The 21,675-nt window shown below is 72.2% G+C and carries 17 protein-coding genes; 16 read left to right on the forward strand and 1 reads right to left on the reverse strand.

Annotated elements, in window-relative coordinates; translation table 11 throughout:
* Positions 1-106: 106 nt before the first annotated feature.
* On the reverse strand, positions 107-1,726 hold the full coding sequence (locus IVW53_08540; protein MBF6605611.1) for a diguanylate cyclase: 1,620 nt from the start codon (positions 1,724-1,726) through the stop codon (positions 107-109).
* A 358-nt stretch (positions 1,727-2,084) separates the two neighbouring features.
* Here IVW53_08540 and IVW53_08545 point away from each other — a divergent pair, with 358 nt between their 5' ends.
* From IVW53_08545 to IVW53_08620, 16 genes are all read left to right on the forward strand, one after another.
* Positions 2,085-3,422 (forward strand): adenylosuccinate synthase, encoded by a 1,338-nt coding sequence (locus IVW53_08545; protein MBF6605612.1) that lies wholly within the window; start codon positions 2,085-2,087, stop codon positions 3,420-3,422.
* Positions 3,356-4,795 (forward strand): phosphoribosylamine--glycine ligase, encoded by a 1,440-nt coding sequence (gene purD, locus IVW53_08550; protein ID MBF6605613.1) that lies wholly within the window; start codon positions 3,356-3,358, stop codon positions 4,793-4,795. The genes IVW53_08545 and purD overlap by 67 nt, the downstream gene beginning before the upstream one ends.
* Positions 4,792-6,114 (forward strand): adenylosuccinate lyase, encoded by a 1,323-nt coding sequence (locus tag IVW53_08555; GenBank protein MBF6605614.1) that lies wholly within the window; start codon positions 4,792-4,794, stop codon positions 6,112-6,114. Before purD ends, IVW53_08555 begins: the two co-directional genes overlap by 4 nt.
* Positions 6,101-7,021 (forward strand): phosphoribosylaminoimidazolesuccinocarboxamide synthase, encoded by a 921-nt coding sequence (locus tag IVW53_08560; protein ID MBF6605615.1) that lies wholly within the window; start codon positions 6,101-6,103, stop codon positions 7,019-7,021. The genes IVW53_08555 and IVW53_08560 overlap by 14 nt, the downstream gene beginning before the upstream one ends.
* The gene (gene purS / locus IVW53_08565; GenBank protein MBF6605616.1) at positions 7,018-7,308 is read left to right on the forward strand and encodes a phosphoribosylformylglycinamidine synthase subunit PurS; all 291 of its coding nucleotides are present in this window, start codon (positions 7,018-7,020) and stop codon (positions 7,306-7,308) included. Before IVW53_08560 ends, purS begins: the two co-directional genes overlap by 4 nt.
* Positions 7,305-8,048, forward strand: coding sequence for a phosphoribosylformylglycinamidine synthase subunit PurQ (gene purQ / locus IVW53_08570; GenBank protein ID MBF6605617.1), 744 nt, complete (start codon positions 7,305-7,307; stop codon positions 8,046-8,048). The genes purS and purQ overlap by 4 nt, the downstream gene beginning before the upstream one ends.
* Positions 8,045-10,363 carry a phosphoribosylformylglycinamidine synthase subunit PurL gene (gene purL, locus IVW53_08575; protein ID MBF6605618.1) on the forward strand — a complete coding sequence of 773 codons (2,319 nt, stop codon included), beginning with the start codon at positions 8,045-8,047 and terminating at the stop codon, positions 10,361-10,363. The genes purQ and purL overlap by 4 nt, the downstream gene beginning before the upstream one ends.
* Positions 10,329-11,837 carry an amidophosphoribosyltransferase gene (gene purF / locus IVW53_08580; GenBank protein ID MBF6605619.1) on the forward strand — a complete coding sequence of 503 codons (1,509 nt, stop codon included), beginning with the start codon at positions 10,329-10,331 and terminating at the stop codon, positions 11,835-11,837. Before purL ends, purF begins: the two co-directional genes overlap by 35 nt.
* Complete coding sequence (locus IVW53_08585) at positions 11,830-13,038, forward strand: phosphoribosylformylglycinamidine cyclo-ligase (GenBank protein ID MBF6605620.1); 1,209 nt, start codon at positions 11,830-11,832, stop codon at positions 13,036-13,038. The genes purF and IVW53_08585 overlap by 8 nt, the downstream gene beginning before the upstream one ends.
* Complete coding sequence (gene purH / locus IVW53_08590; GenBank protein ID MBF6605621.1) at positions 13,035-15,260, forward strand: bifunctional phosphoribosylaminoimidazolecarboxamide formyltransferase/IMP cyclohydrolase; 2,226 nt, start codon at positions 13,035-13,037, stop codon at positions 15,258-15,260. The genes IVW53_08585 and purH overlap by 4 nt, the downstream gene beginning before the upstream one ends.
* Before the next feature lie 86 nt (positions 15,261-15,346).
* Positions 15,347-15,751 (forward strand): hypothetical protein, encoded by a 405-nt coding sequence (locus tag IVW53_08595; protein ID MBF6605622.1) that lies wholly within the window; start codon positions 15,347-15,349, stop codon positions 15,749-15,751.
* Positions 15,752-15,823: 72 nt separating this feature from the next.
* Entirely contained in the window at positions 15,824-17,461 is a 1,638-nt protein-coding gene (locus tag IVW53_08600; protein ID MBF6605623.1) for a methionine--tRNA ligase, read from the forward strand.
* A gap of 31 nt (positions 17,462-17,492) precedes the next feature.
* Positions 17,493-18,359: a TatD family hydrolase gene (locus IVW53_08605; GenBank protein MBF6605624.1), complete on the forward strand. Its 867-nt coding sequence runs from the start codon at positions 17,493-17,495 to the stop codon at positions 18,357-18,359.
* A 40-nt stretch (positions 18,360-18,399) separates the two neighbouring features.
* A complete protein-coding gene (groES, locus tag IVW53_08610; protein MBF6605625.1) occupies positions 18,400-18,891 on the forward strand; it encodes a co-chaperone GroES in 492 nt (163 codons plus the stop codon).
* Positions 18,892-18,944: 53 nt separating this feature from the next.
* Entirely contained in the window at positions 18,945-20,576 is a 1,632-nt protein-coding gene (gene groL, locus IVW53_08615; protein ID MBF6605626.1) for a chaperonin GroEL, read from the forward strand.
* 279 nt (positions 20,577-20,855) lie between these two features.
* Positions 20,856-21,650, forward strand: coding sequence for a hypothetical protein (locus IVW53_08620; protein ID MBF6605627.1), 795 nt, complete (start codon positions 20,856-20,858; stop codon positions 21,648-21,650).
* Positions 21,651-21,675: the final 25 nt, after the last annotated feature.

Raw genomic sequence — 21,675 nt, forward strand, 5'->3', positions numbered from 1 at the left:
CGCGAGGTCGTCTCCTCACCGCCGACTCAACCAAGCGGGTCGGGCCGGGCGCGGTCCGGGGATCTGGCCCGGTCCGGACGCGGACCCGGGCCGAGCTGCGGGGACGTCAGCCGGTGGCGATGGTGGGCCCCGGATGGAGGGTGGTGGCGGGATCCGTCGCTCGGTGGCCTCGACGCGGCAATGAGCTCGTGCCGACGGACACGGTCGCCGGCTCGTGGGTTCGCTCGCTGCCGGTGATCAGGCCGACCGTCGCGTCGGCCACCGGCGCGCTGTCTGCGTAGAGGTCGCAGAAGAGCTGGACGAGTTCCGGGTCGAACTGGGTCCCGGCATGCTGGCGCAGCTCGCGGAGCGCGGCGACGTGGCCGATCGCCCGTTTGTACGGCCGATCGTGAGTCATCGCGTCGTAGGCGTCGGCGATCGCCACGATCCGCGCCCCGAGCGGGATGTCGTTGCCGCGCAGTCCGTACGGGTACCCGTGGCCGCTGAACCGTTCATGGTGATGGAGGATGATCGGGACAGCGTCGCGGAGCGCCGTCGCGTGCTCGAGGATCACCTGGCCGATGCGCGGATGCTGGACGACGGTCCGCCACTCGGCCGCCGTGAGGGCCCCCGGCTTCTCGAGGATCTCCTCGGGGACGGCGAGCTTGCCGACGTCGTGGAGGAGGGCGGCGACCCGGATCCGATCGACCTCCGCGTCCGGCAGGTCGAGGTGCCTCGCGAGCTCGACGACGATCGTCGCGATGAGGGCGGACGGTTGACCGCGGTAGTGGGGGAGCGGGTCGATGAACGCCGCGAGCGCGGACTGGGTCGCATCCCGCGCCGAACGGCCGACCTCCTGGGCGCGCGAGCGGCCGCTCTGCGAGATCGAGGCACGCGGGACCCGGGCGTCATCGTCCGGCTCGGCGAACACGTACGTCTGGTTTCGACCGAGGCCCTTCGCCGAGTACATCGCCGCGTCGGCGTCGCGGACGAGGTCGTCGACTCGGAGCTGGCGGCCCTGGCCGCCGGCGAGCCCGATCGAGACGGTGACCGAGAGGCCCGTGTTGCCGTCGACATCGAACCGCTCACGCTGGACGAGGCCGCGGATCTTCTCGGCGAGAGCCGTCGCGTCGTCGATGGCGGTTTCCGCGAGCAGGACCATGAACTCCTCGCCGCCGTAGCGTCCGAGGACGTCGCTGCTCCGGAGGTTCGAGCGGATGGTCTCGGCGACCCCCCGCAGGACGACGTCGCCGGCGTGGTGGCCGTACGTGTCGTTCACCTGCTTGAAATGATCGATGTCGACGAAGGCGACGGACAATGGCCGGTTGTAGCGACTCGAACGCTCGACCTCGGAGAAGAGGGCGGCGAGGAGCGCCTGACGGTTCCAGACTCCGGTCAGGCGATCGACCGTCGCCGCGGTGTGCGTCTCCGTGAGCGCCGCCGACAACGCGGCGAGGGCGACCGCGAGGCGGCGTTCGACGCCCCGACCGTGGATCACGACGGGAGCATCGAGATCGCCGGCGGCGAGCCGTTCGGCGGTGCGAACGAGCGGGTCGAGGCGGAGCCGGACGAAGTACCACGATACGGCGGCTGCCAGGGCCAGGGCGAAGACGACCGCGGTCAGTCGCGCGAGCCCGCCGCGCATCCACGCATCGCCGGCCGGCCCGAATACACCGGGAGCGAAGGAGAGGAGCCCGAGCACGACCGTCGCGACGGTCAGGCCGACGCCCGTCAGGGAACGGATCACCGGGGCATCGTACCGACGCGAGGTACCCCTGCGGAGCGCCACGAAAGTACCGCACACCGGGCCGAAAGGTCCGGCCCGTCGCCTCGGCCGGTGGTCCGAGGTCGGCTCCGTCCGCCATCCGGCTGGCGAATGCGCGGCTGGCGGGTGCGCCGTTCGGCGCTGGTATACTCCGCGGGTCATCGATGCCTGCGGGTCCGCCCGCGACGGAGGAGAACGACGATCGCCCGATGCGCCACGTCCGCCCCGTGAGACGGACGCGCACCGCCGACGAGCCGCAGCGCCGCACGGACGGCGACTCGAGGGGGCAGTCTACCCAGGTCCCGAGCCGAACGGCCGGGGCCTTTTCGTTGGCCCGCTGATGCCGGCCACCGTCATCGTCGGCCTCCAGTGGGGCGACGAGGGGAAGGGCAAGACGACCGACTTCCTCGCCGAGCAGGTGGCGATGACCGTCCGCTACCAGGGCGGCGACAACGCCGGTCACACGATCGTGCTCGGTGACGAGGTCTTCAAGCTCCACCTCGTCCCGTCGGGGGTCCTCTACCCGCACATCGCCTGCGTCATCGGGCCCGGCGTCGTCGTGAATCCGGCGACGCTCATCGGCGAGCTCGACGGACTCGCCGCCCGGGGGATCGACGTCTCGCAGGTCCGGGTGAGCCGCAGCGCCCACGTCATCATGCCGTACCATCCGGCGCTCGACCGCCTGTCGGAGGCCCGGCTCGGCGGCGAGGCGGTCGGCACGACGCATCGCGGGATCGGCCCGGCCTATGCCGATCGCGCGGCCCGGATCGGGCTGCGCATGGAGGACCTCCTCGACGAGGGGGTGCTCCGACACAAGCTCGAGCGAGTCCTGCCGGACAAGAACCTGCTCCTCGGGACGGCCCCTGATGCGCCGCGCTTCGAGCTCGAACCCCTCGTCGCGGCGGCCGCCGCCTGGGGCAGGCGCCTGCAGCCGCACATGGCCGACACGACGCGTCTCGTCCAGGACGCGCTCCGCCGCGGCGAACACGTCCTCCTCGAAGGCGCCCAGGGCACGCTCCTCGATCTCGACCACGGGAGCTATCCGTTCGTCACCTCTTCGAGCCCGATCGCCGGCGGGGCGTGCACCGGTGGCGGCATCGGGCCCCTCCAGGTCGACGAGGTCATCGGCGTCATGAAGGCGTACTCGACACGGGTCGGGGCCGGTCCGTTCCCGACGGAGCTGGCAGACGCGACCGGCGACGGCATCGCCGAGCGCGGTCGCGAGGTCGGCACCACGACCGGGCGCCGTCGACGGGTCGGCTGGTTCGACGCGGTGCCGCTCCACTACGCGGTGGAGGTCAACTCGGTGAGCGCGATCATGCTCAACAAGCTCGACATCCTGTCCGGCCTCGACGCGATCCGGCTATGTGTCGCCTATGAGATCGACGGTGAGCGGGTGGACGCCTGGCCGACGTCGGCCGATGTCCTCGCCCGGGCGCGCCCCGTGTACGAGACCTTCCCCGGCTGGCCGGAGCCGCTCCACGACGTCCGTGCGCTCGCCGATCTGCCCGAGCCCGCCCGCCGCTATGTCGCGGCGCTCGAGGAGCACGCCGGCGTGCCGATCGTCCTCGTCTCCGTCGGCCCCGAGCGGACGCAGACGATCGAACGGGCATGGCGACCGATGCGCCGATCCGCCGCGCTGTTTGGCGCCGGCCGGCCTGTCGGGCCGGTGAGCTGACCGCGACGATGGCGCTGCCCGTCATGCCGACCCGGATCCTCATCGTCGGCGGTGGCGCGCGCGAGCATGCCCTGGCCTGGAAGCTCGCCGCGGAGCCGGGGGTGAACGAGGTCGTCGTGGCCCCCGGAAATGACGCGATGGCGGCCGAACCCCGGGTCCGCTGCGTCGCCCTGCCGACGACCGACGCGCGGCAGGCCGTCGTCGGACTCGCCCGCCGCGAGGCGATCGAGCTCGTCGTCGTCGGCCCCGAGGAGCCGCTCGCGGACGGGCTCGTGGACGCCCTCGAGGCGGCCGGCGTCCTCGCCTTCGGCCCGACGGCGGCCGCCGCCCGGATCGAGACGTCGAAGTCGTTCTGCCACGAGATCGCCGCGGCCGCCGGGGTCCGGATGGCGTCGGCCGTCGTGGCCCGCTCGCGCGCCGAGGCCGGAGCCGCCGTCGAGGCGCTCCGTGGCGATGGCCGTGGCTACGTCCTCAAGGAGGACGGCCTTGCCGCGGGCAAGGGCGTGGCGGTCTTCGGTCCGCACGAGGCGGACCGTGCGGCCGCCGCCGACCGGCTCGACGCGCTCTTCGCCGCTCCGGGTCAGGTCGTGCTCGTCGAGGAGCGCCTCGACGGACCCGAGGCGAGCGTCATCGCCCTGTGCGACGGCCGCACCGCGCTCGGGCTGCCGGCGGCCCGCGACCACAAGCGGCTGGGCGACGGGGATGACGGACCGAACACCGGCGGCATGGGCGCGTATTCGCCGCTCCCCGATCTCTCGGCTTCGGACGTCGAGCGGATCCTCGCGACGGTCCACCGGCCGATCCTCGCCGAGCTCGCCCGTCGCGGGACGCCGTTCCGTGGCGCCCTGTACGCCGGCCTCATCCTCACCGTCGAAGGCCCGGCGCTCCTCGAATGCAACGCCCGCTTCGGCGATCCGGAGACGGAGGCGATCGTGCCGCGGCTGGCCGTCCCGCTCGGGCCGCTCCTCCGGGCCGCCGCCGCCGGTGCCCTCCCGCCGACGATCGACGACCGGCCCATCGTCCCGGCGCTGCCCGGCGCGACCGTCGCGATCGTCCTCGCCGGCCGGGACTATCCCGCAGGTTCTGCCGATGGCGACGCGATCTCCGGGCTGGAGGAGGCAGCGGTGCTCGGTGGCATCGTCTTCCACGCCGGAACCCGCCGCACGGGTGACGGTGGTTTCGTCACCCACGGCGGTCGAATCGTCACCGTCGTCGGCCGAGGACCGGATCTCGCGGCGGCCCGCGCTGTCGCCGAACGGGCGACCGGCGCGATCGCGTTCGCGGGCCTCCAGCGTCGCCATGACATCGGGCTCCCGGTGGACGCGGATCGACAGCTCCACATGGCCCCCGTCGCGGCCGGAGGCGGCCGATGATCCCGCGCTACACGCTCCCCGAGATGGGCGCGATCTGGACGGACGAGGCTCGCTTCGCGGCGATGCTCAGGGTGGAGATCGCCGTCGCTCGGGCGGAGGCGGGACGGGGCCTCGTCCCGGCCGAGGCGCTCGCCGCCATCGAGGGCCGGGCGCGCGTGGATCCGTCCCGCATCGCCGAGATCGAGCGGATCACCGATCACGACGTCATCGCCTTCGTCAGCGCCGTCGCGGAGACCGTCGGGCCGGCAGGTCGCTATCTTCACCTCGGGCTCACGAGCAGCGATGTCGTGGACACGGCGCTCGCGCTCCAGCTTCGGGCGGCCGGCGACCGTCTTCTCGCCGACTGCGACGCACTCGTCCGGGTGCTCGTCCGGCGGGCCCGTGCCGAGGCGGGGACGACGATCATGGGACGGACCCACAGCGTCCACGCCGAACCGACGACGTTCGGGGCGAAGCTCGCCGGCTGGGCCTTCGAGGTCGACCGGGGTCGACGCCGCCTGGCGGCCGCGGTGGACGAGATCGGGACCGGGAAGATCAGCGGTCCCGTCGGGACGTACAGCCACCTCGATCCCGACGTCGAGGCGGAGGTCCTCGCCGCCCTCGGTCTGCATGCCGATCCGGTGAGCACCCAGATCGTGCAGCGCGACCGCCACGCCGCGCTCCTTGCCGCGATCGCCATCCTCGGCGGATCCCTCGAGCGGTTCGCGACGGAGATCCGCAACCTCCAGCACACGGAGATCGGCGAGGTCCAGGAACCGTTCCGGTCGGGTCAGAAGGGTTCGAGCGCGATGCCGCACAAGCGGAACCCGATCCTCAGCGAGCGGGTGGCGGGCCTCGCCAGGCTGCTCCGCGGCTACGCCCAGACCGCGTTCGAGGACCAGCCGCTGTGGCACGAGCGGGACATCAGCCACAGCTCGGCGGAGCGCGTCATCCTCCCCGACGCGACGATCGTCCTCGACTATCTGCTCGTGAAGATGGCCGGCCTGGTGGACGGCCTCGTCGTCCGGGCCGACCGGATGCGGGAGAACATCGAACGGGGTCTCGGGCTCCATGCGAGCGGTCGCGTCCTCCTCGCCCTCGTGGAGTCCGGCGGGCGCTCCCGCGAGGAGGCGTACGCGATCGTCCAGGCGGCGGCGATCCGAGCGGCCGACGAGCGCCGGCCCCTCCGCGATCTCCTGGCGCTCGATCCAGCCGTCGCCGGCCGACTCCCGCTCGCGACGCTCGACGCGTGCTTCGACGAAGCGACGACCCTGCGGCACGTGCCGGCGATCATTGCCCGCCTGGACCGCCTGGAGGCTTCGACCGATGTCGCTCGCTGAGCGATTCGTCCGCTCCGGCAAGGTTCGCGACCTCTACCGGCTCGGCGACGGTCGCCTCCTCCTCGTCGCCTCCGACCGGCTGTCCGCCTTCGACGTCGTCCTGCCGACGCCGATCGCGGATAAGGGTCGCGTCCTCACCGGCCTCTCCCGGTTCTGGTTTGCGGAGACGGCTCCGATCGTGCCGAACCATCTCGTCGCGACCGATCCGGCGGTCCTTCCCGAAGGTCTCGCGTCAGCCGACGCGCTGCGGGGCCGGATCATGGTCTGTCAGGAGGTCGAGATCCTGCCGGTCGAGGTCATCGTGCGGGGCTATCTCGCCGGGAGCGGCTGGGCCGCGTATCGGGCGACCGGCGAGCTGTGCGGGATCCGCTTGCCGGCCGGGCTCCGCGAGAGCGAGCGACTCCCGGAGCCGATCCTCACACCGTCCACCAAGGCACTCCCCGGCACCCACGACGAGAACATCCCGTTCGACGCCATGGTGAGTCTCCTCGGCGGCGACCGGGCGGCCGGCGAGCTCGCCGAGCAGGTGCGAGCCACCGCCATCGCGCTGTACCGCCGCACTGCCGCCGTCGCAGCGCGTGGCGGCATCCTCGTCGCCGACACGAAGTTCGAGTTCGGCCTGGATGCGGCGACCGGTGAGCTCGTCCTCGCCGACGAGGTCCTCACCCCGGACTCGTCGCGGTTCTGGGACGCCGCGACGTACGAGGCGGGCCGCCCGCAGGCGAGCTTCGACAAGCAGTACGTGCGGGACTGGCTCGATGCGACCGGCTGGGCCCGGACCGCGCCGGGCCCCGATCTTCCGCCGGAGGTCGTGGCCGGCACCCGGGCCCGCTACGTCGCCGCCTTCGAGCGAATCACGGGCGCGAGCTTCGGACGATATCTGAGGGAGGACGTGATCGCCCCATGACCGTGCCGATTCGCTACCGCTTCGCCGTCAACGTCGTCCCGCGAGCGGGGATCCTCGATCCCCAGGGTCGGGCGGTGGAGGGCAGCCTCGTCCACCTCGGGCTCGCCGGGATCTCGGAGATCCGGGTGGGGCGGCGGGTGGAGCTCACCGTCGAGGCGGACACCGAGGACGACGCGCGGCGGACGGTCGATCGGCTCGCCGGCGAACTCCTCGCGAATCCGCTCATCGAGGCATACGCGATCGAGCTGCTCGGCGCGATCGCTCCGCTCGCCGAGGCCGGTCGATGACCGTGCGGATCGGGGTCGTCGTCTTCCCGGGCAGCAACTGCGACGCCGACACGCTCCACGCCCTCACGATCGTCGGGGCGGAAGCCGTGCCCCTGTGGCACGAGTCCGTCGACCTCGGCGGTGCGGCGGCGGTCGTCCTGCCGGGTGGCTTCGCCTATGGCGACTACCTCCGCGCCGGCGTCATCGCCCGATTCAGCCCGGTCATGCGGAGCGTGGCCGCCTTCGCGTCCGGCGGCGGCCTCGTCCTCGGCATCTGCAACGGCTTCCAGGTCCTCGCGGAGGCGGGCCTCGTGCCGGGAGCCCTGCTCCGCAATCGCGGCCTGCGCTTCCTCGGACGGGACGTCCACGTCGTGCCGGAGCGCCTCGACACGCCGTTCACCCGCGCCCTCCCGGATCGCCGGCCGCTCCGCCTCCCGATCGCCCACGGCGAGGGGGCGTATTTCGCGGACGAGGCGTCGCTTGACGCGATCGAGGCGGCCGGCGGCGTCCTCTTCCGGTATGCGACCGCCGACGGACGAGCCGTCGCCGCGGATGACCGGGAGGCGAATCCGAACGGCTCGCTCCGCGCGATCGCCGGCGTCGTCGCCCCGAACGGCAACGTCGCCGGCCTCATGCCGCACCCGGAGCGCGCCACGGAGGCGGTCCTCGGCTCGGATGACGGTCGGCTCCTCCTGCGGTCCCTCGTCGAGGCGGCGGCCGAACGAGCGTCCGGTGCGGCGGTCGCCGTGGGCGCCCGATGACAATCGCCTCGGCGGCCGAGCCGCTGCACCGGACGCTCGGCCTCACGGACGAGGAGCTCGAGGCGATCCGCGAGCGCATCGGGCGTGATCCGAACGAGCTCGAGCTCGCGATGTTCAGCGTCATGTGGAGCGAGCACTGCAGCTACAAGAGCTCGCGACCGCTCCTGCGGACCCTGCCGACCGGCGGGCCGGGCATCGTCGCCGGACCGGGCGACAACGCCGGCGTCGTCGACATCGGCGACGGGATGGGCGTCGCCTTCAAGATCGAGTCGCACAATCACCCGAGCGCGGTCGAGCCGTACCAGGGGGCGGCGACCGGCGTCGGCGGGATCCTCCGCGATATCTTCACGATGGGGGCGCGGCCGATCGCCGTCCTCGATGCCCTCCGCTTCGGCGACCCGGCCGAGGCGCGAACCCGCCATCTCGTCGACGGCGTCGTCCGCGGCGTCGGTGGGTACGGCAACTGCGTCGGTGTCCCGACCGTCGGCGGCGAGCTCGTCTTCGATCCGAGCTATGCCGGCAATCCTCTCGTCAACGTGATGGCCATCGGGGTCCTCGACATCGCCCGTCTCACGCGCGCTCGGGCGGCCCGTCCCGGCGACCTCGTGGTCCTCTTCGGATCGGCGACCGGCCGCGACGGCATCGGTGGCGCGTCCGTCCTCGCGAGCGCGACGTTCACGGACGCCGATCCGTCTCGACGACCGGCCGTCCAGGTCGGCGATCCGTTCGCCGAGAAGCTCCTCATCGAGGCGAGCCTCGAGCTCATCGAGGCGGGCCTCGTCGAGGGGCTCCAGGATCTCGGCGCCGGCGGCATCACGTGCGCGACGTCGGAGCTCGCGGACGCCGGCGGGACCGGCATCGCCGTCGACCTCGACGCGATCCCCCGGCGGGAGCCGGGGATGGCGCCGTTCGAGGTGATGATCTCCGAGAGCCAGGAACGGATGTGCGCCGTCGTCCGACCGGAACGCTACGCGGCCGTCCGGGGGGTCTGCGAACGCTGGGGGCTGCCGGTCGCGGAAGTCGGCCGGGTGACGCCGGACGGCGCGCTCGTCGTCGTCGAGGGCGGGCTGGACGGGGCGGGCAGGCCGCGTGAGGGCGCCCGGGTCCTCGCCGACGTGCCCGCGCATGCGCTCGCATCCGGAGCGATCGTCCACTCCCGGCTCGCCGCGCCACCGCCCCGACGGCGGGCGGCCCCGGCCCCCGGACTCATCGAGGCGGCGGACGACGGTCTGCCGGAGCGGGGGATGGACCCCGGGGCGGTCCTCCTCGCCCTCCTCGGTTCGCCCAACCTCGCCTCGCGACGCTGGGTGACCGAGCAGTACGACTCGACGGTCCAGACGAACACGGTCGTCGGCCCGGGGCACGGTGCGGCGGTGCTCCGGATCAAGGGGACGACGAAGGCGCTCGTCGCCACGACGGATGGGAACCACGGCGTCGGGCTCGTCGATCCGTGGCTCGGGGCCGTCCTCAGCGTCGCCGAGGCGACCCGCAACGTGTCGATCACCGGCGCACGGCCGCTCGGCGTGACGAACTGCCTCAACTACGGGGATCCGACGCGGGCCGAGGCGTTCTGGCAGCTGAGCGAGGCGGTCCGCGGCGTCGGCGACGCGTGCCGGGCGCTGGATCTGCCGGTCACCGGGGGGAACGTCTCGCTCTACAACGAGTCGCCGGCCGGGGCGATCGCGCCCACGCCGGAGATCGGGGTCGTCGGGCTTCTCCAGGATGTCGCCCGGCGGGTCGGCCCGGCGTTCGTCGCCGTTGGCGACCGCATCGTCCTCATCGGCTCGGCGGTCCCGGGCCTCGTCGGGAGTGCCTATGCGGCCCTCGCCGGCGTCGCCTCGGAGGACGGCCCGCCGACGATCGATCTCGCCCGGGAAGCGGCGACGCAGGCGTTCGTCCGGGAGGCAGTGGAACAGTGTCTCGTCGCCTCCGCCCAGGACGTGTCCGGCGGTGGCCTCGCCGTCGCCCTCGCAGAAGCCGCCATGTGGGGCGACGTCGGGGCGTCGGTCCGTATCCCCGTCGCCGGCTCTCCGGCGGTGGAGCTGTTCGGCGAGAGCCCGTCGCGACTCGTCCTCGGCTGCTCGCCGGGTCACGCTCCTGCCCTCATCCTCCTCGCCGGACGGTTCGGGCTGCCGGTCAGGGAGATCGGCGCCGTCGGCGGCGAGCGGCTCGTGATCGAACTCGCCGGACATGGCGCCACCGGCGCCGCGGAGGAGCGGGGTTCGGGTGTCGCCGATGCGCTCGACGTCGGACTCATCGACCTCCGCCACGCGTGGGACCATGGACTCGGGCGAGCGCTCGGGATGGAGGCCTGACATGTGCGGCGTCTTCGGCGCGGTGCTCCCGGCGTCGTTCGGCACGACCGGGACGGAGGCAGGCTCGGTCGCCGCCCTCGGCCTCTTCGCCCTCCAGCACCGGGGCCAGGAATCGGCCGGGCTGGCCGTCAGCGACGGCGAGCAGCTCATGCTCTACAAGGACCTCGGCCTCATCTCGAGCGTCCTCGACGAGCGCCGCCTGCCGTCGCTCCGTGGCCGCCTTGCGATCGCCCACTGCCGCTATTCGACGACCGGGTCGACGGTCTGGGAGAACGCCCAGCCGACCCTCCGCCTCGGTCCTCGTCGGGCGCTCGCCATCGGCCACAACGGCAACCTCGTCAACACCCGGGAGCTGCTCGGGCGCCTCCGCGGCGGTCGGACACGGCTGCCGGCCTCGACCGACACGGAGCTGCTCACGGCGCTCCTCGCCGACGAGCCCGCCGCGGACACGGTCGATGCGCTGTGCCGGGTCCTGCCGACGGTCCGCGGCGCGTACAGCCTCGTCGTGCTCGACGAGCGGCGCGTCATCGGCGTCCGCGATCCGCACGGCTTCCGGCCCCTCGTCCTCGGCCGGCTGCCGGCGCCCGACGAGGCGGGCCTGGGTCGCGGCCTGTGGCCCGACGCCGCGACCGCGGACGGCTGGTGCCTGTCGTCCGAGACGGCGGGCCTCGACATCGTCGGCGCCGAGTACGTCCGGGACGTCGAGCCGGGCGAGCTGGTCATCCTCGAGGAGGGACGGCTGCCGCGATCGGTCCGCTTCGCGCCGGCCGACCCCGCCCTCTGCGTGTTCGAGCTCATCTACTTCGCCCGGCCCGACTCGTACATGGAGGGCCGCAACCTCTACGAGGTCCGGCGGCGGATGGGGATGGAGCTGGCCCGCGAGCATCCGACCGAGACGGATCTCGTCATGCCGGTCCCCGACACCGGCGCCCCCGCGGCCGCCGGCTTCGCCGAGGCGATCGGGATCCCGTATCGGGAGGGTCTCGTCCGCAATCGCTACACCGGACGGAGCTTCATCCAGCCGTCGCAGACGATGCGCCAGCGGGGCGTCACGATCAAGCTCAACCCGCTTCGGGAGGTCGTGCGGGGCCGGCGCCTCACCGTCGTCGACGACTCGATCGTGCGGGGCACGACGACCAGGCAGATCGTCGAGATCCTCCGCCGCGCCGGCGCGACCGAGGTCCACGTGCGGATCAGCGCACCGCCCATCTTCCACCCATGCTTCTACGGGATCGACACGCAGATCGAGACCGAGCTCATCGCCGGCTCGCGGTCGCTCGAGGAGATCCGGGCGTTCATCGGTGCGGATTCGCTCGGCTACCTCTCGATCGGCGGCGTCCTCGCCGCCCTCGACCTGCCATACGAGCAGTTCTGCTTCGCCTGCTTCGACGGGCGGTACCCGGAGCCGGTGCCATACGACGCGGCCCGCCGCAAGTTCGTGCTCGAGGAGGCGTCGGTCGAGGTCGGTGGCTGAGGACGGCAAGGGCGCCGCTCCACGACCCGCCTATGGTCGGGCCGGCGTCGACGTGGCCGCCGGCGATCGGGCGGTCGCGCTCATGGCGGCCCACGTCGCGTCGACCCGACGACCGGAGGTCGTCGGCGGGATCGGCGGCTTCGGCGCGGCCGTCGCGATCCCGGCCGGATATCGCGAGCCGCTCCTCGTCTCGTCGACCGACGGTGTCGGGACGAAGACGGCGATCGCCAGCCGCCTGGGCCGCTACGACACGATCGGCCGTGATCTCGTCGCGGCGATCGCGGACGATGTCGTGTGCTCGGGCGCGAGGCCGCTGTTCCTCCTCGACTACATCGCCGTCGGCCGGCTCGACCCGACGATCGTCGCGGAGCTCGTCGGTGGGGTGGCGGCCGGCTGTCGCGACGCCGGGTGCGCGCTCGTCGGCGGTGAGACGGCGGAGCATCCGGGTCTCATGGCGGCGGACACGTTCGATCTCGCCGGCTGCTGTGTCGGGGTGGTCGAGCGGGACGAGCTCATCGACGGTCGTTCGGCGGCGGAGGGCGACGTGATCGTCGGCCTCGCTGCCTCCGGCCTCCACGCGAACGGCTTCTCGCTCGTGCGGTCCGTCGTGGACGCCCACGGTCTCGACCTCCGGGCGTCGTATCGCGAGACGCTCGAGCGGGTCCTCGGTGACGACGCGACCGACGCGACGCTCGCCGCGGACGTCGCGCTCGGCATCGCCACGGACGTGGCAGTCACCTCCGCCGTCCAGGACACCGGCATCCCCGCGGTCCGGGCGGAGCGGACCCTCGGGGATGTCCTCCTCACGCCGACGACGATCTACAGCGCCGCGATCCTCGACCTCGGCGACGCCCTTGCGGGGTTCGGCGGCCTCCGCGGCGTCGCCCACATCACGGGCGGCGGGCTGCCGGGCAACGCGCCACGCGCCGTCCCGACGGGTCTCGGCGTCCGCCTCGACCCGTCGCGCTGGCCGATGCCGTCGGCGATGCGGCTCATTGGCAGGCTCGGCGGTCTCGACGAGCCTGAGCTCCGGGCGACCTTCAACGGCGGGCTCGGCATGATCGCGATCGTCGCCCCGACGGCGGCGCGGGCGGCGATCGCGTCGCTCGCCCGATCCGGCATCGGGTCGTGGGTCGTCGGGGAGGTCGTCGCCGGAGCGTCCCTCGACGGCGTCCGGTACGTGGAGGGACCACTCGGATGACGGCGCCGCTCGTGGCCAGCTCCGGTGGCCGGATCGCCGTCGCCGTGAGCGGCGCGGGGAGCAATCTGCGGGCGCTCGTCGAGGCCGAGCGGCGGGGGGCGCTCGGCGGCGGCCGGATCGTCCTCGTGGTTGCCGACCGACGGTGCCCGGCGCTCGCCTGGGCGGCAGCGGAGGGGATCGACACGGCGCTCGTGGCGGGTGGTCCGGACGGGGCCGTCCGCGACGCGCTCGACGGCGCGACCCCCGACGTCGTCGTCCTCGCGGGCTACCTCCGGATCGTCGGGCGGCTGACGCTCGAGGCGTATGCCGGCCGGATCCTCAACGTCCATCCCTCCCTCCTGCCGGCGTTTCCGGGCGCCCATGCCGTCCGGGACGCCCTCCGTCACGGCGTCCGGGTGACGGGGGTCACCGTCCATCGCGTCGATGCGACGCTCGATGGGGGGCCGATCGTCGCCCAGGAGGCGCTGGCGATCCTCGACGGTGACGACGAGGCGAGCCTCCTCGACCGCCTCCACGCGGTCGAGCATCGACTCCTGCCGCGGGTCGTGGCGGCGGCGCTCGGCGGCGGCGACCGGCCGCCGCGCCGGGCGCTCCTCTCGGTGAGCGACAAGACGGGACTCGTCGCGTTCGCCGGCGCGCTCGTCCGCCACCGGTTCGAGCTCGTCTCGACCGGCGGCACCGCCCGCGCCCTCCGCGACGCCGGTCTGGCCGTGATCGACGTGGCGGCCGTGACGGGCTTCCCGGAGATGCTCGATGGCCGGGTCAAGACGCTCCACCCGCGGATCCATGCCGGGATCCTCGCCGATCGGCGCCGCCCGGACCATCGTGCGGCGCTCCGTGCCGCGGGGATCGACGCGTTCGAGGTGGTCGTCGTCAACCTGTACCCGTTCGCCGCGGCTGCCGAACGTCCCGGGACGACGATCGACGAGCTCATCGAGGAGATCGACATCGGCGGACCGTCGCTCATCCGGGCGGCGGCCAAGAACCAGGCGTCGGTCGCGGTCGTCGTCTCGCCCGCGCGGTATCCCGCGGTGGTGGCAGCGCTGGACGCCGACGGGGCTATCCCGGCGGCTATTCGGGCGGCGCTCGCCATCGAGGCATTCCGCCTCACTGCAGCATACGACTCCCGCGTCGCCGCCGAGCTGCCGAGCCGGCTGGCCGCGGCCGGGATCATCGAGCCAGACGAGCCGGGGACGCCCGGAGCCGCGGATCCGTATCCGCCGCTGCTCACGGTGGCCCTCGAGAAGGTCGAGACGCTTCGCTACGGCGAGAATCCGCACCAACCGGCGGCGCGCTACCGGCGGCCGGGCGCGACGGATCGCGACGGTCCCTTCGCGACGGATCGGCCGCCCGTCCAGGGCAAGCCGCTCAGCTACAACAACGTCCTCGATGCCTCGGCCGCCGCGACGATCGCCCGCACCCTCCGGGGACCGGCCGCGGTCGTCGTCAAGCACCTCACCCCGTGCGGCGCCGCGGAACGCGGGACGCTCGGGGCGGCCTGGCACGATGCGCTCGCCGGCGATCCCGTCTCCGCGTTCGGAGGCGTCGTTGCCCTCACCCGGACCGTGGACGGGGCGACGGCCGCGGCGCTTCGCGAGATCTTCCTCGAGGTCGTCGTCGCGCCGTCCTTCGATCCGGCGGCGCGGGCGCTGCTCGCCGAGCGACCGAACCTGCGGCTCGTGCTCGATCCCGCCCTCGACGCGGCGGACGACCCTGCTCGCGCTGCCGATCGCGATTCCGGCCCGTCGCCGTTCGGGGCGATCCGGAGTGCCGGGGGCGCGATCCTCGTCAGCGCGGCGGACAGCGAACCTGACGATCCGGCCTCGTGGACGGTCGCCACGCGCCGTCCCCCGACCGCCGCCGAGCGGCGGGATCTCGACCTCGCCTGGCGGCTCGTCCGTGGCGCACTGAGCAACGCGATCGTCGTCGTCAGGGACGGGCGGCTCATCGGCGTCGGCAGCGGTCAGACCTCGAGGCTCGACGCGGCGAGGATCGCGGTCGATAAGGCACGTACGTTCGCCGGGGCCGACGCGCTCGACGGCGCCGCGGCCGCGTCCGACGCGTTCTTTCCGTTCCCGGATGGCGCCCTGATCCTCCTCGATGCCGGCGTCGCGGCGATCGTCCAGCCCGGCGGCTCGGTCCGCGACAGCGAGGTGATCGCCGCCGTCGATGCGGTCGGCGCGACGATGCTGACCACCGGCGTCCGCCACTTCCGGCATTGACGGTTCTGGTCATCCGGCGCTCGGGCCGGATCGGCGGTCCGGCGTAGACTTGCAGGTCCCGATACAGCACCCCACGGAGGTGGACGATGACCGGACCGATGAACGGACCGCAGGACTCGAACGCTGGCGAGCCGCCCGCGGGAGCGCGCGACGACCGGCACGCTCGATGGATGGGCCAGCTCCAGTCGATGATCGACGACCTTGCGACGGCGGCGGCGCCGACGCTCCGCGAGATCGGTGCGAAGGCGGCCGAGCTCGCCGCGAAGGCGGGCGACGCGGCCGGGCCGATCGCCCAGCGGGCGGCCGTCGCCACCTCCGACGTCGGCCAGCGGCTCGCCGCGCGCGGTCGTGAGATCGCGACGGATCTCCGCCGACCCGGGGAGGCCGGTGAAGCGACCGCGGGACCGGACGCGTCGTCGGCGGCGCCGACCGAGGCGCCGACGCTCGCACCCGGCGACCCGGCAGACGGACCGGGGCCGACCTCGACCTGACGGACGAGGGCCCCGCGAGCGCGCGGGATCGGACCCGGGAGCGCAGGGCGCCCCTGCTACCATCGCTCTCCCATGTCCGCCGAACGCCGCCGCTTCTACGTCACCACGGCCATCGCCTACGCGAACAACCGGCCCGGTCTCCACACCCTGTACGAGGTGATCGGAGCGGACGTCGTCGCGCGCTGGCATCGGATGCTCGGTGACGACACGCGGTTCCTCACCGGGACGGACGAGCACTCGGTGAACATCGCCGAACAGGCGGCAGCGGAGGGCCGGAGCCCCCGGGCCTTCGTCGACGAGAAGGTCGCCCAGTTCGAGACGGCAGAGGCCGCCCTCTCGATCGCCGCGGACCGGTTCATCCGGACGACCGATCCGGACCACGTCCGCGCGGCCCAGGAGATGGTCCGCCGGGCGCACGCGAACGGCGACGTCTACCTCGGCACCTACGAGGGCTGGTACTGCCCGAACGAGGGATTCCGGAACGCGAGTGACGTCCAGGAGACGGCCCGCGGGACGATCTGCCCGAACCATCCGGACGTTCCGCTCCAATGGCTGACGGAGCGGAACTGGTTCTTCCGGTTGTCCGCCTACCAGGAGCGCCTCGAACGTCACTACGCGGAGCACCCGGAGTTCGTCCAGCCCGCCTATCGGCGGAACGAGATGCTCGGCTTCATCCGTGGCGGGCTCGAGGACTTCTCGATCAGCCGGGCGGGCGCCGGCTGGGGGATCCCGTTCCCCATCGGGGAGGACGGGCAGACCGCCCAGCGCGAGGACGGGAGCTGGGACCTCGAGGCCGGCACGATCTACGTCTGGTACGACGCGCTCATCAACTACATCACCGGTGCCGGGTTCCCCGACGACCCGGCGTCGTTCGAACGATGGTGGCCGGCCGACCTGCAGATCATCGGAAAGGACATCGCTCGCTTCCACACGATCTTCTGGCCGGCGATGCTGTGGAGCGCGGGCCTTGAAGCTCCGCGCCGTGTCTGGGTCCACGGCTGGCTGCTCAGCGCCGATGGTGAGCGGATGAGCAAGAGCCGCGGCAACTTCCTCGATCCCGCCGCGGTCGTGGCGGCGTTCGGCGCGGACGGGGCGCGATACACCACGCTCCGCGAGGTGGCCTTCGATCGCGACACGGAGGTGTCGTGGGATTCGTTCGTCCGCCGCTACAACGCCGACCTTGCGAACGACTTCGGGAACCTCCTGAACCGGACGGTGAGCATGGTGAACCGCTATCTCGGCGGCGAGCGTCCGGCGCCGACCGGCGATGGCACGCTCGTGTCCGCCTGGGCGACCGCCGCCGGCGCGTACGCCGATCGGCTCGAGCGCTGCCTCCTCCACGAAGCGCTCGCGTCGCTCTGGGAGTTCGGCGGCGCGGCGAACCGGCTCGTCGATCTCGAGAAGCCCTGGGATCTCCACAAGGCGGCGAGCGCGGGCGACGCGGGGGCAAGCAGCCGGCTGCGGGGCGTGCTCGGCGACCTCGTCGAAGCCTGCCGCCTCATGGCCCTCGCCGCTGCGCCGTTCCTTCCGGCGACCGCTCCTCGGGCGCTCGCCCAGATCGGCTTCGACTACCCGTACGGCGCGGACGGGAATGGTGGGCCGGCGCTCGGCGACGAGCTTCGCTGGGGAGCCCATCTCGCCGTCGCCGGACGGGTCGGGACAGCGATGCCGCTCTTCCCGCGGCTCGATCCCGAGACCGCCGCCGGCTGAACGCTCCAGGCGACGGGGTCCGATCGTCCCGATGCGGCTCATCGACACGCACTGTCACGTCCAGGCGGACCGGTTCAGCGGCGACGTCGATCTCGTCGTCGGCGCCGCCCGCAGCGCCGGCGTGGAACGGATCCTCGTCCCCGGCTGGGATCTCGACTCGTCCGAGCGAGCGCTGGAGCTGGTCGAGCGCATTCCGTGGCTCGACGCGGCCGTGGGGATCCACCCGCACGAGGCATCGGCCGTCGCACCGGCAACCTGGGACCGGATCGTGGAACTGGCGGCCGATGCGCGGGTCGTGGCGATCGGCGAGACCGGCCTCGACTTCGATCGGGTCTTCAGCCCGATCGACGCCCAACGGTCGAACCTCCGCCGCAATCTCGCCCTCGCCCTGGCGACCGGCAAGCCGGCGATCCTCCATTGCCGGTCCGGAGCTGGTCGCCGCGATGCGCAGGACACGCTCGTCGCGGAGCTGGAGCGCGCGGGGTTCGCCGATCCGGCGACCATCGCCGCGTTCGCGGGTCGACCGCCGGCGATCGTCCACAGCTTCTCCGGCCCGCTCGACTATGCGGCGAGGATGCTCGAGCTCGGCTGTGCGGTGAGCTTCTCGGGCCTCGTCTTCCGGGCGGGCGAGGAGTCGAGCGCGGATGTGGTGCGACTCGTCCCGACCGATCGACTGCTCGTCGAGACGGACTCGCCGTTCCTGTCGCCGCCCGGGGCGCCGCGCCGGCGCAATGCTCCGGAGCATGTCGGCATCACCGCCGTCTGGGCCGCCGATCGACGCGGCGAGGACCCGGTGCCGTTCGGGGATCGACTCATCGACGCCTACGACGCGACGTTCCGGAGGCGTCCGCCGGTCAACTCGCGCCGCGCCGCCGTCCTGCCGAAGGGCGAGAGTTGACACCGGCCGAGCGCCTCGGCTAGCATGCTGGCACTCTCCCATGGAGAGTGCTAAACGGGCGATCGCCCACCTCCGATGGTCGACGGTGCGCCGGCGGCGGGGTCGGAGCGGCACCCCGGATGGCCTCGACACGCTCGGTGAACCGGGGCGTTCGACGGAGCACCACCGTCACGCCCCATCGTCCAGGACGGCGGATGCCGCCGTTCGAAGGAGGGATCGCACCTTGGCCACCGCCACCACGAAGAAGCTCCGACCACTCGGCGACCGCGTGGTCATCCAGCCGACGGCCCGCGAAGAGATGACGAAGAGCGGCATCGTCCTGCCGGACACCGCGAAGGAGAAGCCCCAGGAGGGCGTCGTCCTCGCCGTCGGCCCCGGCCGCATCCTCGACGACGGCAAGCGCGAGCAGATCGACGTGAAGAAGGGCGACAAGGTCCTCTACGCGAAGTACGCCGGGACCGAATTCAAGGTCGACGGCGAGGACCTCCTCATCGTCAGCCAGAAGGACATCCTCGCCATCGTCGAGGGCTGACCCTCGCGCACGGCGCTCACCCCAGAACCACCACGGAGGGATCCGAGAACCCCATGGCCAAGCAGCTCATCTTCGACGAGTCCGCTCGTCGTCAGCTCAAGACGGGCATCGACCGGCTCGCCGACGCGGTCCGCGTCACGATCGGCCCCAAGGGCCGCAACGTCGTCCTCGACAAGAAGTTCGGCTCGCCGACGATCACGAACGACGGCGTGACGATCGCTCGTGATATCGAGCTCGAGGATCCCTTCCAGAACATGGGCGCGCAGCTCCTCAAGGAAGTCGCGACCAAGACGGATGACGTCGCCGGCGACGGCACGACGACTGCGGTCGTCCTCGGCCAGGCGATGGTCGCCGAGGGCCTTCGGGTCGTCACGGCCGGGGCCAACCCGATGGTCGTCAAGCGCGGCATCGAGAAGGCGGTCGAGGCGATCGTCGCGGAGATCAAGAAGCAGTCCCGCCCGGTCGACAACCGCGAGCAGATCGCGGCGGTCGCCGCGATCAGCGCCGCCGATCCCGAGGTCGGCGAGATCATCGCCGAGGTGATGGACAAGGTCGGCAAGGACGGCGTCATCACCGTCGAGGAGGGCCAGAGCCTGGGCCTCGAGAAGGAATACACGGAGGGGATGCAGTTCGACCGAGGCTACATCTCGGCGTACTTCGTCACCAACGCCGATCGCATGGAGGCGGTCCTCGAGAACCCCAGGATCCTCATCACGGACAAGAAGATCTCGAGCGTCCAGGACATGCTCCCGGCCCTCGAGAAGGTCGTCCAGCAGGGCAAGCCGGTCGTCATCATCGCCGAGGACATCGACGGTGAGGCGCTCGCGACTCTCGTCGTCAACAAGCTCCGGGGGACCGTCCAGGTTCTCGCGGTCAAGGCCCCGGGCTTTGGCGACCGGCGCAAGGAGATGCTCCGCGACATCGCCATCCTCACCGGCGGCACGGTCATCAGCGAGGAGATCGGTCGCAAGCTCGACAGCGTCGGGCTCGAGGACTTCGGCGAGGCCCGTCGCGTCGTCGCCACGAAGGACGACACGACGATCGTCGACGGCGCCGGCGCACCGGACCAGATCAAGGCCCGGATGAGCCAGATCAAGGCGCAGATCGAGGACACGACCTCGGACTACGACAAGGAGAAGCTCCAGGAGCGCCTCGCCAAGCTGGCCGGTGGCGTCGCCGTCATCAAGGTCGGTGCCGCGACCGAGGTCGAGCTCAAGGAGAAGAAGCACCGCATCGAGGATGCCCTCTCGACGACCCGCGCGGCCGTCGAGGAAGGTCTCGTCGCCGGCGGCGGCACGACCCTCCTCCAGGCCATCCCGGCGCTCGACAAGCTCAAGCTGGAAGGAGACGAGCAGGTCGGCGTAGATATCGTCCGCAAGGCGCTCGAGGCGCCGGCCCGCCAGATCGCCGACAACGCCGGCGCGCGCGGCGAGGTCGTCGTGGAGCAGGTCCGCAAGGCCAAGATCGGCCACGGCTTCGACGCCCTCAAGGGCGAGTACGGCGACATGTTCAAGAAGGGCATCGTGGACGCCGCCAAGGTGACCCGCTCGGCGCTCCAGAACGCCGCCTCCATCGCCGCGATGGTCCTCACGACGGAGACGCTCATCACGGACATCCCGGAGAAGAAGGACGCGGCCGGCGGTGGCGGCGGTCACGGCCACGGCGGCGGGGACATGGACTTCTAGTCCGTCAGCGTCCGCCGGGGACCGCCCTCGACGGTCGCACGCTCAGGCGACAGATGAGAGCCGGGTCATCCATCCGTGGATGCCCCGGCTCTCGCGCTGCCAGCTCGCCAGCCGCGCCCGCTCGCTCCGGACGGCGGGGATTTCGGCGTCTGCTTGGAGACCACGCGAGAACGGCCAACCTGACCTCCGGTACGACCGGTACGTTGACAGGGGGTCCGTCTCGCGGTCAGGCTGAGCGGGCCGCCGGCCAGAACAGCCGGCGCGATGGAGGTATCAATCGTGCTTCGACGCCTCGCCGCCCTCGTGGCGGTCACCGCTCTCGTCCTCGCGGCGTGCACGTCCTCGGCTCCGGCGCTCACGGATCCCAAGGACATCCTCACCAAGTCGATCGCCGCGCTCCAGGGCATGAAGACCGCCCACCTGCACCTCGACGTGTCCGGATCGTTCACCGGCGATGTGACGGGGAGCGGGACGCCGACGTCGATCGATCTGTCCGGCACGAAAGCGGACGCGGACATCGACCTCGCGAACAAGGACCTCCACCTGTCGGTCTCGGTCCCGGCCCTCCTCGGCGTCTCTGCCGACGTCATCGTCATCGGCAACGACACCTACACGAAAGTGAGCCTGATCGGACCGAAGTACAAGAAATCGACGACGAGCGCGGCGCTCGCGTCGTTCGCTCCGCTCGACTCGGGTGGGGCGCTCCCGTCGGGCGTGCCCACCGATCCGCAGCAGATCCTCGCCGACGTCAAGGCTGCGCTCGACAAGCTCTCGACGCCGCCGGTGAAGAATCCCGACGAGCAGTGCGGTTCGCAGCAGTGCTACAAGGTGAGCCTGTCGATCGCGCCTGCCGACCTCGCCGCAGCCGGGATGCCGCTCGGGACGGGCGTGAGCGGAACGGCCGCGGTGGATGTCTGGGTCCAGAAGGCGGATCTCATCCCGGCAAAGATCGTCGCCTCGGTCAACGGTGGGAGCCAGGGCTCGCTGACCCTGACACTCGTCCTCTCGAACGTCAACGGCACCGTGACCATCACCGCACCCCCGGCGGACCAGATCGACACTTCGGGCTCCTGACCGGAGCGTCGAGGCTCGGAGGCTC

The organism is Chloroflexota bacterium (assembly GCA_015478725.1).
Lineage (GTDB): Bacteria > Chloroflexota > Limnocylindria > Limnocylindrales > CSP1-4 > C-114.

What these genes read in the sequence shown, in the direction of transcription:
- purF (MBF6605619.1), top strand. Translation starts at nt 10,329, where the DNA reads ATGGACTCGGGCGAGCGCTCGGGATGGAGGCCTGACATGTGCGGCGTC.
- IVW53_08605 (MBF6605624.1), top strand. Translation starts at nt 17,493, where the DNA reads ATGCGGCTCATCGACACGCACTGTCACGTCCAGGCGGACCGGTTCAGC.
- purH (MBF6605621.1), top strand. Translation starts at nt 13,035, where the DNA reads ATGACGGCGCCGCTCGTGGCCAGCTCCGGTGGCCGGATCGCCGTCGCC.
- IVW53_08600 (MBF6605623.1), top strand. Translation starts at nt 15,824, where the DNA reads ATGTCCGCCGAACGCCGCCGCTTCTACGTCACCACGGCCATCGCCTAC.
- purS (MBF6605616.1), top strand. Translation starts at nt 7,018, where the DNA reads ATGACCGTGCCGATTCGCTACCGCTTCGCCGTCAACGTCGTCCCGCGA.
- groL (MBF6605626.1), top strand. Translation starts at nt 18,945, where the DNA reads ATGGCCAAGCAGCTCATCTTCGACGAGTCCGCTCGTCGTCAGCTCAAG.
- IVW53_08555 (MBF6605614.1), top strand. Translation starts at nt 4,792, where the DNA reads ATGATCCCGCGCTACACGCTCCCCGAGATGGGCGCGATCTGGACGGAC.
- groES (MBF6605625.1), top strand. Translation starts at nt 18,400, where the DNA reads ATGGAGAGTGCTAAACGGGCGATCGCCCACCTCCGATGGTCGACGGTG.
- IVW53_08595 (MBF6605622.1), top strand. Translation starts at nt 15,347, where the DNA reads ATGACCGGACCGATGAACGGACCGCAGGACTCGAACGCTGGCGAGCCG.
- purD (MBF6605613.1), top strand. Translation starts at nt 3,356, where the DNA reads ATGGCGACCGATGCGCCGATCCGCCGCGCTGTTTGGCGCCGGCCGGCC.
- IVW53_08545 (MBF6605612.1), top strand. Translation starts at nt 2,085, where the DNA reads ATGCCGGCCACCGTCATCGTCGGCCTCCAGTGGGGCGACGAGGGGAAG.
- purQ (MBF6605617.1), top strand. Translation starts at nt 7,305, where the DNA reads ATGACCGTGCGGATCGGGGTCGTCGTCTTCCCGGGCAGCAACTGCGAC.
- purL (MBF6605618.1), top strand. Translation starts at nt 8,045, where the DNA reads ATGACAATCGCCTCGGCGGCCGAGCCGCTGCACCGGACGCTCGGCCTC.
- IVW53_08560 (MBF6605615.1), top strand. Translation starts at nt 6,101, where the DNA reads ATGTCGCTCGCTGAGCGATTCGTCCGCTCCGGCAAGGTTCGCGACCTC.